Source organism: Congzhengia minquanensis, from assembly GCF_014384785.1.
Lineage (GTDB): Bacteria > Bacillota > Clostridia > UBA1381 > UBA9506 > Congzhengia > Congzhengia minquanensis.
Genome location: NZ_JACRSU010000001.1, coordinates 302,500 through 317,891 on the forward strand (window position 1 = coordinate 302,500; position 15,392 = coordinate 317,891).

Genomic DNA, 15,392 nt, shown 5'->3' on the forward strand with positions numbered 1-15,392 from the left:
TCTATTTTCCCTCCTTATGATTATTTTTCAAAATGTTAAACATATTGACACTTCCTTCGGTAAGAAATCCATAATCGCCACCTGAACATATCATGTCAGCACCCATATTGTGCCAATGTGCAATAACATCTTGTTTATTAGAACCTGTTGCAATTCCTACATATTTATTATTCTCTTTTAGTTTTTTTATTGTATGCTCCATTAACTTGGTTGTCTTTTCATCATATACATTAAGAAAATCATTTATAGAGCCTGATAAATCATTCGGGCCAAATATGTATCCATCAATGCACTCGTTTCGCATAAGCTCATCTAAATCGTCAATGATTTCGCCGCACTCTATTTGAACAAATCGACAAATATCTTTATTCGCATTTTTTACATATTTATTTGTATCATAAAGGCCATAGCTAATGGCTGCCATTGGTCCAAAGCCTCTTGTTCCTTCAGGTGGATACAAAGAAAATTCAATGAGCTCTTTTGCTTCCTTTGGTGTTTTTACCATAGGGAAGATTATTCCATCAACACCCATTTCAAGAACCTTTTTTGTTGCTGTAAAATCATATTGCGGAACTCTTACTATAACAGGTGTTCCATTAGCTTTTGCAATTGTGGTATGTGCTAAAATATCTTCATAAGATAAATAGGAATGCTCAAAGTCAATCCACAAAAAATCATATCCTATCCTACTAAAAATATCACTGACACAAATATCAGTCATATTTATAATGGTACCGCAAGTATGTTCTTTGAATTTAATCTTTCTCTTTAATTCGTTCAAAATACCACCCTTTTTTATATATATTATTATCAGGCAATTGCAAAATGCAATTACAATGCGTAATTTTAAATGCTTAATGTGTGAGTGAAGTAAAAATGTTATTTAAAATATTATCATTTAACATTTTATCTTTCAATATGAAAATCCAACATTTTTTATAAATTTTAAACTTTTTTGTTGTATTTATATAAGGATATATTGTATAATTAAATATGGAGGTGTAATTGATTTTGATTTTAAATGAATACTCATTAAGCCGAGCAAATAGGCTTTCTAAATTAGTAATACCCAATGTAAACGATCCGTTTGAGATTGAGATTTTGTGGCTGCAGCACGAAGATTTTAATAAAACCTCAACTATTTTTAATAATAAGCTTCATAAACATACTTTTTATGAATTACACTTTGTTTTAGATGGCGAAAATATAATTGCTGATAAAAATGGGAAAACTTTTTCAATTAAGTCGGGAGAAGCTATGATTCTTGCTCCGGGTTCATTGCATTTAAGCAAATATTATACAGGAAATCTAAAAAGATTTTCTATCGCCTTTTCATTACTTGAAAATAGTACGATAAACAAAGCTTTTTCTGCTCTTGATTTTTATATATACAAATTATCTAAAATGACTATCAATAATTTGAATTGCATATTTTCCGAATGTGACAGGGATAATGTTTTATCATCATATATCATCAGAAATAGAATTTTTGAGTTGATAAATGAACTTTTGATTTTAGGAAAATATGAAGAATATATGCCGCAAACAACCATATCTTCGCAAGATTTATTAGTCAATAAAATAAAAAAATATATAGATGACAATTCAAATATTTTTTTGTCATGTAAAGATATTGCAGATTATTGCAAGTACAACGAGATATATTTAAATAGAATTTTCAAAAATCGAACAGGTAAAACACTGTTGAAATATATACATAAAAAAAAGATACAGCATAGCAAAGAGATGCTGAAAAACAAAAAAATATCTGTAACAACAATAAGTTATACTTTAGGTTTTTCAAATGAGTATTATTTTAATGCATTTTTCAAAAGAGAAGTGGGCGTATCTCCTGGAGTGTATAGAAAATATATTTGAAATGATTATCATGAAATATATGAAATCTGCTGTCAAGATGCAGCGAATCGTGCAACTTTTTTCCTGTTTTATTGCTTGACGCAGCCAACAACTGTGATATAATAATTAAGAAAAAAGGAGGAGAACCATTATGTTTCAGCTAATCGAAAATGGAAAGAGCGCAGAAATTTTTGCCGCAGACGGCGAGGAAAGCTGGGTGTATCTTGCCGCAGAGGATTTGCAAAAAGACCTTTGCCGATTGTCCGGCCAAGAACGCCCGAAACCGCTTGCCTACGGCGTGCCAAAGGCAAACTCAATATTTATCGGCACCGTTTCCAATCCACAGGCGGCAGAAGCGGCAAGAGGTGCAGAACAGCCGACAGGCAAAGAGGGCTATGCCATCACAGTGCAGGAAAATATGATCTATATTTTAGGAACAGACGATTTTGGCACCATGTGGGGCATTTACACCTTTTGCGAGGAGATTTTAAACATTCCGCCCTGCTATTTATTTGACGGCGTTCTGCCCGATGTGCGGCAGAATTTGGCCGTTCCGGCACAAACCATTTCCGGCAGGCCAAAAAGCTTTGGCTTCCGCGGTTTCTTTTTAAACGACGAAGACTTATTAACAGAGTGGATGGAAAATGGCGGAACACGGGATATCGACTATCCGTTCTACGGCCAGGTCATTCATCCGCAGGCAATGGAAATGGTGGCGGAAACCGTCCTGCGGCTTAAGATGAATCTGATCATTCCCTCCTCTTTCGTGGACATTTGTAATCCGGCAGAAGAAACGCTGGTTGCAATTTGCGCTCGCCGCGGGCTTTATGTTTCCCAGCACCACATTGAACCTATGGGCGTTTCTTACTTTACCTTTCAAAACTATTTGAAAGCCCGCGGTGAGAAGTGTGAAATTTCGTTCATCTCAAACCGGGAAAAAATGATTGAAATTTGGCGGCACTATGCGCAAAAATGGGCTAAATATCCCCGTGTTATCTGGCAGCTTGGCCTTAGGGGAAAGGCAGACCGCCCGGTGTGGCACGCCGACAGGCTGGTAGGCAGCACGCCAAAGGAGCGCGGCAGCCTGATTTCCGACGCAATTCATGCCCAATATGAGCTGGTGAAAGACGTTTTGGGCACGGAAAACTTTTATTCCACTGCTACCCTGTGGATGGAGGGGGCTGATTTGTTTAACCAGGGCTTTTTAACCATTCCCCAAAAGACGACCATCATTTTTTCTGATATTGGGTATAATCAGTTGTGGTCGGACGATTTTTGGCGGGTTAAGCGGGAAAAAGGCCGAAGTTACGGTGTATATTACCACGTACAGTTTTGGAACTGGGGCCCCCACTTAACCGAGGGCACGCAACCGGAAAAAATGCGTTATTGCCTTGAAACAGCCCTTCAATCCGCCTGTGGGGACTATGCTATTTTAAACATTTCGAACATCAGAGAATTTACCATGTCGGCCTTCGGATTTTCAAAAATGGCATGGGATATAAGCAGTGCAACTGACACCGTTTTACAATATTGCACGCAGCTTTACGGCAGTGCGGCAGAAACGGTTTGCACATTTTACCGGCGCTATTTCAACGCCTTTGCAGAAGGGAGCGGCGAGCTTTTGCGCTGGTATTGCGATAGAAACAATTTTAACTATCACGAATATGGCCCGCTTCCTTTCCATAACCTCTCGCTTAACGACGGCTTCCTGCGGCGCTTTGCACAGGATTTAATGACAGGCGATGAACATTTTCACGACCCGGGCATGGAAAAGCTGTTTGAAGCCGCGTCTATAGGGTTTAACGAAGTGTATGCCGACGTAAAAAAAGAAAGCGGCGTTAGCGGCGCGGCAAAAGCGCACTTAATCAGCTCTTTAGAACTGCAAAGTTATGTTATGCACTGCCTATATGATTATGCAAAAAACGTAAAGCTTGGGACGGATTCTGCAAGGAGGCAAAATAAACAGGAAGCGCGCGTATTCTTAACCCAGGCGGCTAAAAATTTGGAAGACATTTTAACAAAACGTGCCTGTGCTGAAACCGGCGTGTTTTTAAACTGGTATCGCGGGGACAAAAAAATGAACATTCTACAAATGAAGCAAGACGTTTTAACCTATTTAAAAACCATATGACAAACAGCCCGGAAAGCATGTGCTTTCCGGGCTGTTTGCGTGAGGGGTTCCATTTTAAATGGAGTTTTATTTTGTCAGCCAGTTATACATCATCATCACAGCGTCTGCGCGTCTCAGCCCGTTTTCGGGATAAAGCTCTGTTACCTCGCTGTTTACAATTTTATATCCGGCTGCAATTGCCGCATAGCCTCTGTCAGCCTCGCTGACGTCTGTGTAAATATCTTTAAAAATGCCGGTTTTTTCTGCAACCTCGCCCATACCAAACAGCTTCACAATGTAACGAATTGCTTCCATTCTGGTAACGTCCTTTTCCGGCGCAATTTCTTCTTTTGTTAAAATACCGGACGAAACTAAGTTTTTATACATATCATGGGTGCCTCGGTCAAACGCTTTGCAGACAAAGGTTAAAAACTCCTCCTGCTTCACAGTTTCTTCCGGGTGGAATTCGTTCTCCTTCGGGTCACCCAGGGCAAGCTCAACTTCTGCCAGCTTTCGAATTGCATTTTCCGCATAGTGGCCTGTGATATCGGTGTAAGCAATTTCAAAATCTTCCTTTTCTTCCATTCTGTAATTTAACGGACGCAGGCTCACCGCGCTGTAGACAGACACATCATCTAATCTGTAGGCAAGTTTCATTTCGCACTGGTTTTCGTTGTAGGTAGGAATGTAGCTTAGGGTAAATTTGTCCTCGCCCAAAATCACGCCATAGGCCTCATCCAATGGTTTCGCCGCGGATTTTGACGGAATGTCCAGCTTCGACCAGGAAAGGTCAAAGGAGGCCAGCTTGCCGTCGCGGTAATGAAAGGAAAAACCGTTGTTGCTGAACGCTACGCCATCGTGCACCCTGGCAAAATAGGTGGTATATTCATTATTTTGTGTGTTTTCCACCATGCCGGCCAAATCGGGATAATATTGCTGTATGAATTTCAGCGCATTTGCTTTATCAATGGCCGGTTTTTCAGCCTTCTCCTCCTCTGTCAGTTCCCGGTAGCTCCAAGGACTGGAGTCAAAGCTGATTACCACGCCATCTTTCGCGTCCACCGTAACGGAGGCAAATTTATAATCTTCATTCTCCTTGCCGTTGTGGAACGACAGGCGGTAGATATATTCGTCGCGGTAAGACGTAGTTAACGAAACCGCGGTTAGCTTCATTTCGCTGCTAAGCTGAAATTCGGAAACAGCACGGGCTTTTGCTTCTGCCTCCTCTTTGGAAATGAGGCCTTCTACCTCCTGAATATAAGCAATTTCTTCCTCAGAGAGGGAAGGTTTATCGCCGCTGTCGGACATTTCGTCTTTCAGAGCCTCGTTTCTTGAACTTGAACCACCGCCACTGTTTTTGGCAAGCTCGCCGTAAGTTTCAAGATTTCCGGTGAACGCGTTGATATACTTATTTTCGCCTTTTATCATATAAATTATGCATATCTCATTGTCTGCCGCATCGTCCGCATAATAGGACGGAGCCTTTTCATAGTAATAAAGGTCGTAGGCGATGTCGCTTTTGAACACGTCTTTCGCTTGGTCAAGCGAGATGGGAGTGCCCTCTTCAAAGGTCGCATTTTTGTTCCAGTTGGAGTCTAGCCCCACGGCTTTCCGGGTATCCGCGTTCACCGTAACTGCCGCTGTGTTGTTCACTTTAATGCCGTTGTGCATACGCACATATGTAACGGTAAAGTTTCCGCTGTATTTTGAATAAATAATGTCATCAAACACGGCTTCTTTGGCCACTTGCGGGTTCATGGCCTCTAAAAATGCCTGGGCCGCCTGTTTTCCCTCGTCCCACGTGCAAGCCGGAAGGGGTTTTGATTCGCTGCTGCGGTTATAATATTCTCCGTAGCTCCACACCAGTCCGTCACCGTCAATTTCCACAGATATATTGCCGCTGTCATATTCGCCCCGGCTTTTCCAGGTGATGGAATAGGTTTTTTCGCCGCGGTTTTCCGTTTCAGAACAGTCCTCCATAACATAAGTCTTGTCGTCAATTCCCAGTTTGTCCTTTGCCAGCAAAATTGCATTTTTCATGTTTTCGCTGACCTCAGCGTCTGCAAACACAGCGCCTGAAACCGACAGGCTCATCAGAACCGCCAGCATAAGCGATATTACTTTTTTCATAATCATTTCCCTTTCTGCCAAAATTAGCATGTAGTTTTGTCAATCCTCCCGGGGCAATTATAAATTGCCCCGGTTTATTAATTGTGACGTTCATTTTTGCAAAAAGTTCCCTGCTTTTAAAAATTTTAAAAAAAATTTTACGAAAGGCATTTTCAGTTTCCAAGGTTCATACGTTATTAATAAGCAAACGTAATACATGGAAAGGTGAAAATGATGAAGAGAGAACATATTATTGCCTTTGGCGGCACCTGGTATCACTTTTTTATAAAACCCGCCCAGGGGCTTTGTGTAAGCAAAAAGGCCGATGCCAGATTTACATTTTCGGAGTGTATTCTTCCCGGCGCCTATGACGACTTTTACGCCGCCGCTACGGAGAAACACATCCACGTTGTGTGCCAGGACGCAGCCGGAGCCATTGTATATTTAACCTTCGACGGGGAAACCTGGACCACCCGCCGGCTTTTGGAGAACCGGGATAAAACGCCTGCGTTTAAAAATCTCACGCTAACCCTCATTGGAAACTTTGTAAATCTGTTTTACGTCATTCATTCCAAGGATGACGATATTTTGGTGCACCAGCTCTTAGGCGATGCTGCCGGGCAACCCAAGGTGGTGGACTACATTCAAGGCACGGACTTTTCTGTCTGCAGCCACCAAACCAGCGATTTAACCCTGCTCTACCGAAACGGCGAGGAGGTTTACGGCACCAAAAAGTTCCGCTGGTCGCGGAAGGATTTTGACGGGTTTCAGCCCTTAGACTGCGGCTGCAATTTAGAGCACGCCGCAATAACGGCAGATGAAGATGACAACCTGCAAATTGCCGCCTATGCCGCCTTTGACAAGTTTGTAAACATTTTGTTCCTGACAAAAAACACCAACACCGATGAATGCGCCATTTCTGCTGTGCATTTGGTTTCCGGCCAGTCGGAGGGACTTGCGATGTCGGACGTCGGCGGCCGCCTGTCCATCAGCTGGTGTGAAAACGGGCTGGTAATGACCACCGCGCTGTCGGAAAATAACAAGTGGAATGCACCGAAAAAATATATCCGCGGCACCACCCAGGAGAACGTGCTGTACCACATTCAGTCGGACAGCGAAAGCTTTTTCACCTACGGCTACCGCCAGGACGGGAAAATTATGCTCTACTTAACCCGTGACATTTTAGAGCACCCTCCGAAAGAAAAGCCCAGAAGACAGGCGCTTCGGAGCGAAACTCCCAACGGCGGCACGGAAACTCACCGCAGGCAGAATACCCCCGCCGGCACGGAACACGCCCAGCAGCTGGAATTTAATCCACGGCACGGAACGCCCGGCACAGACTATGTGCGCCGCAGTGTTTACACCGCTGACATGGCGGCTGTGCGAAAGCTTTTAAAGAGCCAGAACGACATTATTGTGGAAATGCTGAAAAAAATAACCGCCCTGGAGCGGGCGGCAATGGGCAAAACAGATTTAGCGGAGGACATGGGTCAAATTGACCGGCTGGCGGCTGAAAACGCTGCGCGCGAAGACGGTCATAAATAAACAACCTCCCTGCCCAGGCTTTCTGCATAGCAGGCAGTGTAATAGGAGCCGCCGCGGATTCTTTTTACATATGCAATCACAAAGTCAGAATTGTCTACCATAAAGCGGTTGCGCTTCTGCATGCAGCCCCTCTGGTAGCGTTCCGATACATACGTAACCTTGTCGGCACGGGCCAATATATATTCATAAACATTTCTGTCAAACTCCTCCCAACGTTCCGACTGGCCCCTGTGGGGCGCGTCGATAAAGAGCTTGAGTTGCGGATGTCTTTCCTTTAATTTAATTACGCTCAAAGCCGACATCGTGTCAAAGCCTAAGGCGCCACCGTTTCTAAAAACGGTGACGCCTTTTGCCGTTGCTTCTGTAAGTTTTTCCATCAGGATTGGATAAATCCGCTGTTGCTCCTCCATGCTCATTGCCCGGTGGCCTGTGAAACAGCAGGAACCCATGAATTATTCCTCTCCCTCTTCAAACTCGATTTCAATTTTTTCGTTGCAGTTGGGGCAGATTAATACCTCGTCGTTAATCATATCCTCGTCAAAATAAACTTTTTCCTTGCAGGACGGACACTCCACTTCATAAAATTCCATGTCCTCCTCTTCCTCGTCAAAGTCCTCATCTTCATCGCCGTCGCATCCGGTGCAACCGTCGCACTCGTCGTCGTAGAGGTCTTCGCACACGTCGTCTAAGCAGTCCTCCACCTCTTCAATGCGTTCTGTGTTATCTAAAACTTCTTCGTCCAGCTCTTCAACGGTTGCTGCAATTTCATCCAGCACGTCGATGATTTTCAAAAGCATTTTTCCCTCGTTTTTTGTGTCGTCCAGTTTCATGCCTTCGGCCAGGCCTTTTAAGTATGCTACTTTCTCGCTGAGATATGCCATAATTCCTCGCTCCTTTCAAAATTTGGCTGATTTGCCAATAAAATATAGTATTCCTTAAACACGTTCCATATATTCCCCGGTTCTTGTGTCTACGCGGATGGTGTCGCCCTGGTCAACAAATAGGGGAACATTAATCTGAGCTCCGGTTTCCAGCGTTGCAGGCTTTGTTGCGCCGGTAGATGTGTCGCCTTTAAAGCCCGGCTCCGTCTCGGTGATTTTCAGCTCCACAAAGGTGGGGGGCTCAACGCCGAACACGCTGCCTTTATAAGACAGAATTGTAACGTTCATATTCTCCGTTACAAACTTAAGCGCGTCGCCAAGCTGATCTTTGCCCAAGGGCATCATATCAAATGTTTCGTTGTCCATAAAATAGAAAAGATCGCCGTCGTTATATGAATAAGCCATGCTTTTTCTGTCTATATGCGCTTTGGGCATTTTTTCAGTGGGACGGAACGTTTTTTCCACCACGGCCCCTGTGATTACGTTTTTCAACTTTGTGCGGACAAACGCTGCGCCCTTTCCCGGCTTTACGTGCTGAAATTCCACAACCTGGAACACGTTGCCCTCCATTTCAAACGTAACGCCGTTTCTGAATTCTCCTGCTGATATCATATGTTAACCTCCATAAATATTAATATACACAATTTTCCTATACTATAGTTTAAATGAATTTGTCCGAAAATGCAAGTGTATTTTATAAAAAAAGTAAATTTTTTCACAATTTTACATGAAATTGCGAATTTTAAAATTCCTTATTGACTTAGCGCTCCAATTTTTATATAATAAAAACGTTGTCCGGCGCATTTCGACACGGCGGGCAAAAGCAAATTTTGAAAGGTTTTGATTTACCAATGAAAACTGCTTATGAAATGGAAATTGCGGGCTTAAAACGGTCCCTGCCACTCTGCCGCGTGACGGACGATTTATATATCGCCGCTTTCATCATGTTCGGCGATGTGGAAATTACTACAGCCTGCGCAAAAGAGCTTCTCTCCCGCGCGCCGGAGTTTGACGTGATGTTAACCGCCGAGGCAAAGGGAATTCCCTTAATCTGCGAAATGGCGCGCCAGGCCGGCACGAACAAATATATCGTTGCCCGCAAGGGGCCCAAGCTTTACATGAAAGACATTGTCACCGTGAAGGTGAACTCCATTACCACCGACCACCAGCAGGAACTGAGCATCGACGCAAGCGACGCGGCGTTTATGAAAAACAAGCGCGTTTTAATTGTAGACGACGTTATCAGCACAGGCGAATCTTTAGCGGCTTTAGAAAAGCTGGTGAACCACGTGGACGGCATTATTTCCGGCCGCATGGCGGTTTTAGCCGAAGGCGAGGCGGCAGACCGCAGCGACATCATCTATTTGGAAAAACTGCCGTTGTTTCACCCAGACGGCTCAATAATGGAATAGCAAATCATTTTGTCTGCAAACGGGAGGGCATGAAAAAATGCCCTCTCTTTTTTTTATTCTATGCGAACATGCTTAGATGCGGTATTCATGCATAAAATTACATGGAAAAGCCTGTTTCTGCCATTTTGGTCAGCAGCGTCACCGCGCCGTTAATGTCGCCCATGTCCACCATTTCACAGGGGGTGTGGATAAACCGTGCGGGAATGGAAACTGCGCCCGTGACCACGCCGCCGTTCGATATGTGAATTGCACCGGCGTTGGTGCCACCGCTCTCTAAAACCTCCATTTGAAACGGAATGTTGTTTTCTTCACAAGTTTGCACCATAAAGTTTTTCATATAGGGGTGACAGAGAATGGAATTGTCCTTCACTTTCACCGCTGGGCCGCCGCCAAGCTGAACTGCCATTTTGTTTTTTCCCGGCAAATCACCTGTCATGGTCACGTCTACCGCAACGGCAAAGTCAGGCAAAACGCCGCCTGCCGCGGCTCTTGCGCCCCTTAGGCCCAGTTCCTCGGTCACAGAGAACACAAAATATAAATCATTTTTACATCCGCCGCTTTCCTTAATTTTTTTCATGGTTTCAATCAGCACATAACAACCCACCCGGTCATCTAAGGCCTTAGAAACCACCCGGGTGCCGATTACTTCAAACGGGCCTTCAAAGCAGGCCGCGTCGCCCACTTTTATTCTGCTCTCAGCATCAGCTTTGTTTTTAGCGCCAATGTCGATGAAAAAATCTGCAAACTTCAGCTCTTTCACGTTTTCCTTTTGTTCTTTTGAAACCACGCCCAAAACGCCGTTTAAAAAGCGAACCCGCTGAGAAAGGGCGGTGTTCGTCATTAAGCCGCCGAGGCTTGCAAACCGCACCAGACCGCTGTCTTCAACAAACGTGGCAATTACACCCACCTCGTCCATGTGGGCATCAATCATCACCTTTGGCCCGTCCCCTTTTATGCGGGCAATCAGACTTCCCAAATTGTCGGTATATACTTCATCCGCCAGAGGGGCAACCTCCCGCTTAATCACTTCGCGCACACTGTTCTCATTGCCGGAAGGCCCTGCGGCCTGGGCCAGCATTTTTAAAAGTTTCATTTACAAAAGCCCTCCTTTAAAAAAGTATGAATTAAGGTCTTAAGCGCCTCATAGTCTGATTTGTTCACTACCGACGAGGGCGAGTGAATATACCGGGCAGGAACGGAAATTGCCGCGGTTTTCACACCGCCTGCGGCTGTGTGAATTGCCCCGGCGTCGTTCCCGCCGGAGGCCGTTTGCTTAAACTGCACGGGAATTTCATGTTGTTTCGCCGTGGCATACAGCGCGTTTGTCAGCTCTTTGTCGTAGTAGGTGCCGCGGTCTAAAATGGAAAGGGCCGCGCCGCCGCCGGAAATGGTGGAATAGTCTTTTTCGTCTGTTCCATAAACGTCCGAACAAGTCGTGCCCTCCAAAACAATGGCAGCATCAGGACGAATGCGTTCCGCCGCAACCCTTGCGCCCCGAAGACCTACCTCCTCCTGCACGGTGAACACCAGATAAAGATCGAACGCGAACCGCTCCTCTGCCAATGACATGAGGCAGGCACATCCAAGCCGGTCGTCAAGCGCCTTGGCTTTGATAAAGCCGCTGCCAAACTCCACAAACTCCGAGTCGAACACACAGTAATCGCCCACCGACACGTGCTTTTCCGCTTCTGCTTTGTCCTTTGCACCAATGTCAATGTAGAGGTCGGTCACCTTCGGCACCTGCTCACGCTCCTCTTTTTCCTGCAGGTGAATTGCCTTAGCGCCAATGACGCCGGAAATCAGTCTGCGTCCAATGCGCACCTTTTTCGACACCAGCACCCTGGTATCGATGCCGCCAACGCACTTAAACTTGATAAACCCGTCGTCGGTAATGCGGGAACAAATCAGCCCCACTTCGTCCATGTGGGCGCAGACCATCAATCTTTTCGGATTTTCATCTGTTCCCTTTTTCAAACAAATGAGGTTTCCAATGCTGTCGGTAACCAGTTCGTCGCACAAGTTTTGCATCTTGTCGGCGATAAATGCCCGAACCTGTCCCTCGTCGCCGGACACGCCGGGAAGGCCAGTCAGTTCTTTTAAATACATGATGAAAAATCCTCCCCGTTTAAATGAATCAGCGTTTCCGCCAAAAGGTCGCCTGTGGCAGTAACATCGTCGAAGCTCAGCGTTTCCACTGTGGTGTGCATATACCGCAGCGGAATGGAAAGTAAAAGCGTGGCAATGCCCGTTCGCGCCACCTGAACAGCCCAGGCGTCGGTGCCTGTGTTGCCGCCGTCGACGTCTAAGCTGAATTGAATACCCTTTTCCTCCGCCGCACGTTTTGCAATTTCCGCCATTTTTGGGTGAATGTTCGGTCCCAGGCTTAAAACTGTTCCGCTGCCCGGAGCAAACACGCTCTCTGCCCCGCTGTTCGGCGTGTTGCCGTGGCACACGTCTACAACCAGCGCAGCGCTGGGGAAAATGCTGTGCGCACCCATTTTAGCCCCCCGAAGGCCCACTTCCTCCTGCACTGCACACAGCACAGCCAGGTGGAACGGAAGCTTATGACCCTTTAGCCGTTCTAGGCAAATGAGCAGGGACACGACGCCCGCCCGGTCGTCTAAATATTTGCCGGAAAAGCCTTTGCCACAGGGCAGGGACACGGCTTCGGTTTTAAAATATACCATGTCGCCCACCGAAACGATTTGTTTCACTTCCTCCGCACTCATTCCCACGTCAATTGCCATGTCCGAAATTTTGGGTGCTTTTTTTGCGTCCTCCTGCGACTGCAAGTGGGGCGGTTTTGCACCGATAACACCGAACAGTTCTTTTTTCCCGCAGACAACCACCTCGCTGGCAGGAAGAATCCGCGGATCAATGCCGCCGATGGGCACAAAGGTTAAAAAGCCCCGATCTGTAATATTTTTCACCATCAGGCCAATGCCGTCCATGTGGCTTTCAATCATCACCGTAGGCGCGTCGGTTTCGCCGCAGTGCACCCAGCCGATTACATTACCGCATTGGTCCCGGGTTACCTCGTCGCAATAGGGCCTTAAAAGTTCCTCCACCTTTGGCGCCAAAACAAACTCAAAGCCGGAAATGCCGCCTGCATCCGATAATTGTTTTAAAATTTCTATCATAGCCTGTTCACCAACTCCTTAAAAAGGTTGCCCCGTTCTTCAAAATTACGGAACATGTCAAAACTGGTGCTGGCGTTAGAAAGCAGCACCACGTCGCCCGGGGCGGCCGCGTCTTTTGCCCGGCGCACCGCCGCTTCATAATCGGTTTCAAAAAACACCGGGATTTTTTTGTTTTGCCTGTCCATTTCGGCTTTCACCGCGCTGTAAATTACCTGGGACGTTGCGCCAATTAAAATTAATGTTTTCACATGGTCTAAAATAGGTTTTCCAATTTCATCATAGGGTATTCCCTTGTCTTTGCCGCCTGCAATGAGCACCACCGGCTGGGAAAACACATTTAGGGTGTTTTTCGTGCGGTTGGGTGACGAGTCGATGGAGCTGTTGTAATATTTCACGCCGCCAAGCTCCCGCACCAACTCAATTCTGTGTTCCACGCCGCCAAAGGTTTTGGCCACAATGGGGATAACCTCCTCCGGCACCAGTGTATAAACCGCGCCGATGGCCGCCATGTAATTTTCCACGTTGTGCTGTCCGGGGATTTGAATGTCCCTTGCCGCAAGCACTTTTTTCCCGGAAACAAAAATATCTGTGCCGTCAAAATAAATGTCCGCCGAAACGTGCTTTTTAGAAAACGTCATCACACGCCCCTTCGCTTCTTTCACAAGCCCAGCCGTCACCTCGTTGTCCAAATTCAACACTGCGGTGCCGTCCTGGTTTTGAAAGGACAAAATGTTCTTTTTAGCTTCAATATATTCTGCATAGTCTTTATGATAGTCCAAATGATTGGGGGTGATGTTGGTCACCACCGCAACCTGGGGACTGGTTTTCATGGTGTGGAGCTGAAAGCTGGAAAGTTCTAACACCACATAATCGCTCTCTTTCATCTCTTCCACCCGTGAGAGCAGCGGCGTGCCGATGTTGCCGCCCAAATAGGTTTTCAGTCCCGCCTCCGACAGCATTTTATAAATTAATGTAGTAGTTGTGGTCTTTCCGTCGCTGCCCGTCACTGCAATGATGCTTGCGGGGCAAAGCTCGAAAAACACTTCCATTTCCGACGTGATGTGCGCCCCGTTTTGCCGTGCGCGTGTCAGCGCCGGGTGGTCGAACCGAAGTCCCGGGGTTTTAAACACGATTTCGCCGTCAATCCCGTTTAAATAATCTTCGCCCAAAACCAGCCGAATGCCTTTTTGTATTAGCTCCTGTGCCGCATCCCCCAGCTCCTGCTCTGTCTTTTTATCGTGGGCGGTTACAACAGCCCCGTTTTCAGCTAAAAAATGAATTAAGGGACGGTTACTTACCCCGATTCCAATTACCGACACCTTTTTATCCTTTATATTGTTTTTAAATGCATTTATTTTGTCTGTCATTTATTAGCCCTCTTTCCAAAACAATTCTTTATTTAGTATATCACGAAAGGGAAATTTTGTAAAGAAATTTATCGGTTGAAAACCCCGGCGGATTTTGATATAATGGGTGCTATGTAAACGAAAAAAGGAGAATCATGAAATGGATAAACAAATGCTATCTGATTTGCTGGCCCGGTTTGTTTCCTTCTGCGCAAGCACCGGCCTAAAACTTTTAGGCGCCGGGTTGGTGCTGGTTATTGGATTTAAGCTGGTGCGCATGTTCATCAAGTTTTTAAAAAAGAGCCGCGGCATGTCTAAAATGGACGGCGGCGTGAAGACCTTTACCATAAACTTTATACATGTTTCGCTAAAAATACTGCTCATTGTCACCGCCGCGTCTATCGTAGGGTTCCCTACCGCCTCGGTTGTCACGGTAGTGGGCTCTGCCGGCGTGGCCATTGGCCTGGCACTGCAGGGAAGCTTGTCAAACATTGCCGGCGGTCTTATTCTGCTCATTTTCAAGCCGTTTAATGTGGGCGATTTTATTTCTGTGGAAGGCGAAAGCGGCACAGTTACGGAAATTGGCATGTTCTACACCAAAATTACCACGGCGGACAACCGCAGGGTCATTTTTCCCAACGGCACAGTGTCCAACGAAAAAATGGTAAATGTTTCGGCCAACAAAACCCGGCGGGCTGATTTTCTCTTTTCCGTCAGCTACAACTCTGATTTAGACAAGGTAAAAGAAATTTTAAACGCCGTGGTAAACGACTGCGAATTTATTTTAGACGACCCCGCGCCTATGATTTATCTTTCCGACCAGGCAGACAGCGCTCTGGTGTTTTCCGTAAACGTGTGGTGCGAATGTGACAAGTTTCTAAACGTAAAATCTGATTTGACAGAACGGGTGAAAAAAGCCTTCGATGCTAACGGAATTCAAATCCCCTACCCCCAGCTGGACGTGCATCTCGAAAAATAATCAACAGGCGCAC

General features: G+C 45.9%; 14 protein-coding genes. 5 read left to right on the top strand and 9 right to left on the bottom strand.

Annotated features, from left to right (window positions below; genetic code table 11):
- Position 1 precedes the first annotated feature (1 nt).
- The gene (locus tag H8698_RS01470; protein WP_249310862.1) at positions 2-781 is read right to left on the bottom strand and encodes an HpcH/HpaI aldolase family protein; all 780 of its coding nucleotides are present in this window, start codon (positions 779-781) and stop codon (positions 2-4) included.
- A gap of 230 nt (positions 782-1,011) precedes the next feature.
- Here H8698_RS01470 and H8698_RS01475 point away from each other — a divergent pair, with 230 nt between their 5' ends.
- On the top strand, positions 1,012-1,878 hold the full coding sequence (locus tag H8698_RS01475; RefSeq protein ID WP_249310863.1) for an AraC family transcriptional regulator: 867 nt from the start codon (positions 1,012-1,014) through the stop codon (positions 1,876-1,878).
- Positions 1,879-2,008: 130 nt separating this feature from the next.
- A complete protein-coding gene (locus H8698_RS01480; protein WP_249310864.1) occupies positions 2,009-3,988 on the top strand; it encodes a glycosyl hydrolase 115 family protein in 1,980 nt (659 codons plus the stop codon).
- Positions 3,989-4,054: 66 nt separating this feature from the next.
- Here the strand turns inward: H8698_RS01480 and H8698_RS01485 are convergent, their stop codons facing one another.
- Positions 4,055-6,097, bottom strand: a complete 2,043-nt coding sequence (locus H8698_RS01485) for a YcdB/YcdC domain-containing protein (protein ID WP_249310865.1) — start codon at positions 6,095-6,097, stop codon at positions 4,055-4,057.
- Between the two features lie 210 nt (positions 6,098-6,307).
- On the opposite strand from H8698_RS01485, the gene H8698_RS01490 reads away from it, so the two are divergent.
- Positions 6,308-7,621 carry a hypothetical protein gene (locus H8698_RS01490; protein ID WP_249310866.1) on the top strand — a complete coding sequence of 438 codons (1,314 nt, stop codon included), beginning with the start codon at positions 6,308-6,310 and terminating at the stop codon, positions 7,619-7,621.
- On the opposite strand, the gene H8698_RS01495 is transcribed toward H8698_RS01490, so the two are convergent.
- Genes H8698_RS01495 through efp form a run of 3 tightly spaced genes read right to left on the bottom strand, consistent with a single transcriptional unit; the run spans position 7,612 to position 9,114 of the window.
- Positions 7,612-8,070, bottom strand: coding sequence for an SLOG family protein (locus tag H8698_RS01495; protein ID WP_249310867.1), 459 nt, complete (start codon positions 8,068-8,070; stop codon positions 7,612-7,614). The two genes, H8698_RS01490 and H8698_RS01495, sit on opposite strands and share 10 nt — an antisense overlap.
- A gap of 3 nt (positions 8,071-8,073) precedes the next feature.
- Positions 8,074-8,502 carry a CD1247 N-terminal domain-containing protein gene (locus H8698_RS01500; RefSeq protein WP_177680633.1) on the bottom strand — a complete coding sequence of 143 codons (429 nt, stop codon included), beginning with the start codon at positions 8,500-8,502 and terminating at the stop codon, positions 8,074-8,076.
- A 54-nt stretch (positions 8,503-8,556) separates the two neighbouring features.
- Complete coding sequence (efp, locus tag H8698_RS01505; protein ID WP_177680631.1) at positions 8,557-9,114, bottom strand: elongation factor P; 558 nt, start codon at positions 9,112-9,114, stop codon at positions 8,557-8,559.
- 239 nt (positions 9,115-9,353) lie between these two features.
- Between efp and H8698_RS01510 the strand changes: the two genes are divergently transcribed.
- On the top strand, positions 9,354-9,914 hold the full coding sequence (locus tag H8698_RS01510) for a phosphoribosyltransferase family protein (protein WP_249311500.1): 561 nt from the start codon (positions 9,354-9,356) through the stop codon (positions 9,912-9,914).
- A gap of 97 nt (positions 9,915-10,011) precedes the next feature.
- Here the strand turns inward: H8698_RS01510 and H8698_RS01515 are convergent, their stop codons facing one another.
- Genes H8698_RS01515 through murD form a run of 4 tightly spaced genes read right to left on the bottom strand, consistent with a single transcriptional unit; the run spans position 10,012 to position 14,421 of the window.
- Positions 10,012-11,007, bottom strand: coding sequence for a M42 family metallopeptidase (locus H8698_RS01515; protein WP_249310868.1), 996 nt, complete (start codon positions 11,005-11,007; stop codon positions 10,012-10,014).
- Positions 11,004-12,020 carry a M42 family metallopeptidase gene (locus H8698_RS01520; RefSeq protein WP_249310869.1) on the bottom strand — a complete coding sequence of 339 codons (1,017 nt, stop codon included), beginning with the start codon at positions 12,018-12,020 and terminating at the stop codon, positions 11,004-11,006. Before H8698_RS01520 ends, H8698_RS01515 begins: the two co-directional genes overlap by 4 nt.
- Complete coding sequence (locus H8698_RS01525; RefSeq protein ID WP_249310870.1) at positions 12,011-13,054, bottom strand: zinc-binding metallopeptidase family protein; 1,044 nt, start codon at positions 13,052-13,054, stop codon at positions 12,011-12,013. Before H8698_RS01525 ends, H8698_RS01520 begins: the two co-directional genes overlap by 10 nt.
- Positions 13,051-14,421, bottom strand: coding sequence for a UDP-N-acetylmuramoyl-L-alanine--D-glutamate ligase (murD, locus tag H8698_RS01530; RefSeq protein ID WP_249310871.1), 1,371 nt, complete (start codon positions 14,419-14,421; stop codon positions 13,051-13,053). The genes H8698_RS01525 and murD overlap by 4 nt, the downstream gene beginning before the upstream one ends.
- A 139-nt stretch (positions 14,422-14,560) precedes the next feature.
- Between murD and H8698_RS01535 the strand changes: the two genes are divergently transcribed.
- The gene (locus H8698_RS01535) at positions 14,561-15,379 is read left to right on the top strand and encodes a mechanosensitive ion channel family protein (protein ID WP_249310872.1); all 819 of its coding nucleotides are present in this window, start codon (positions 14,561-14,563) and stop codon (positions 15,377-15,379) included.
- The last annotated feature ends 13 nt before the right edge of the window (positions 15,380-15,392 follow it).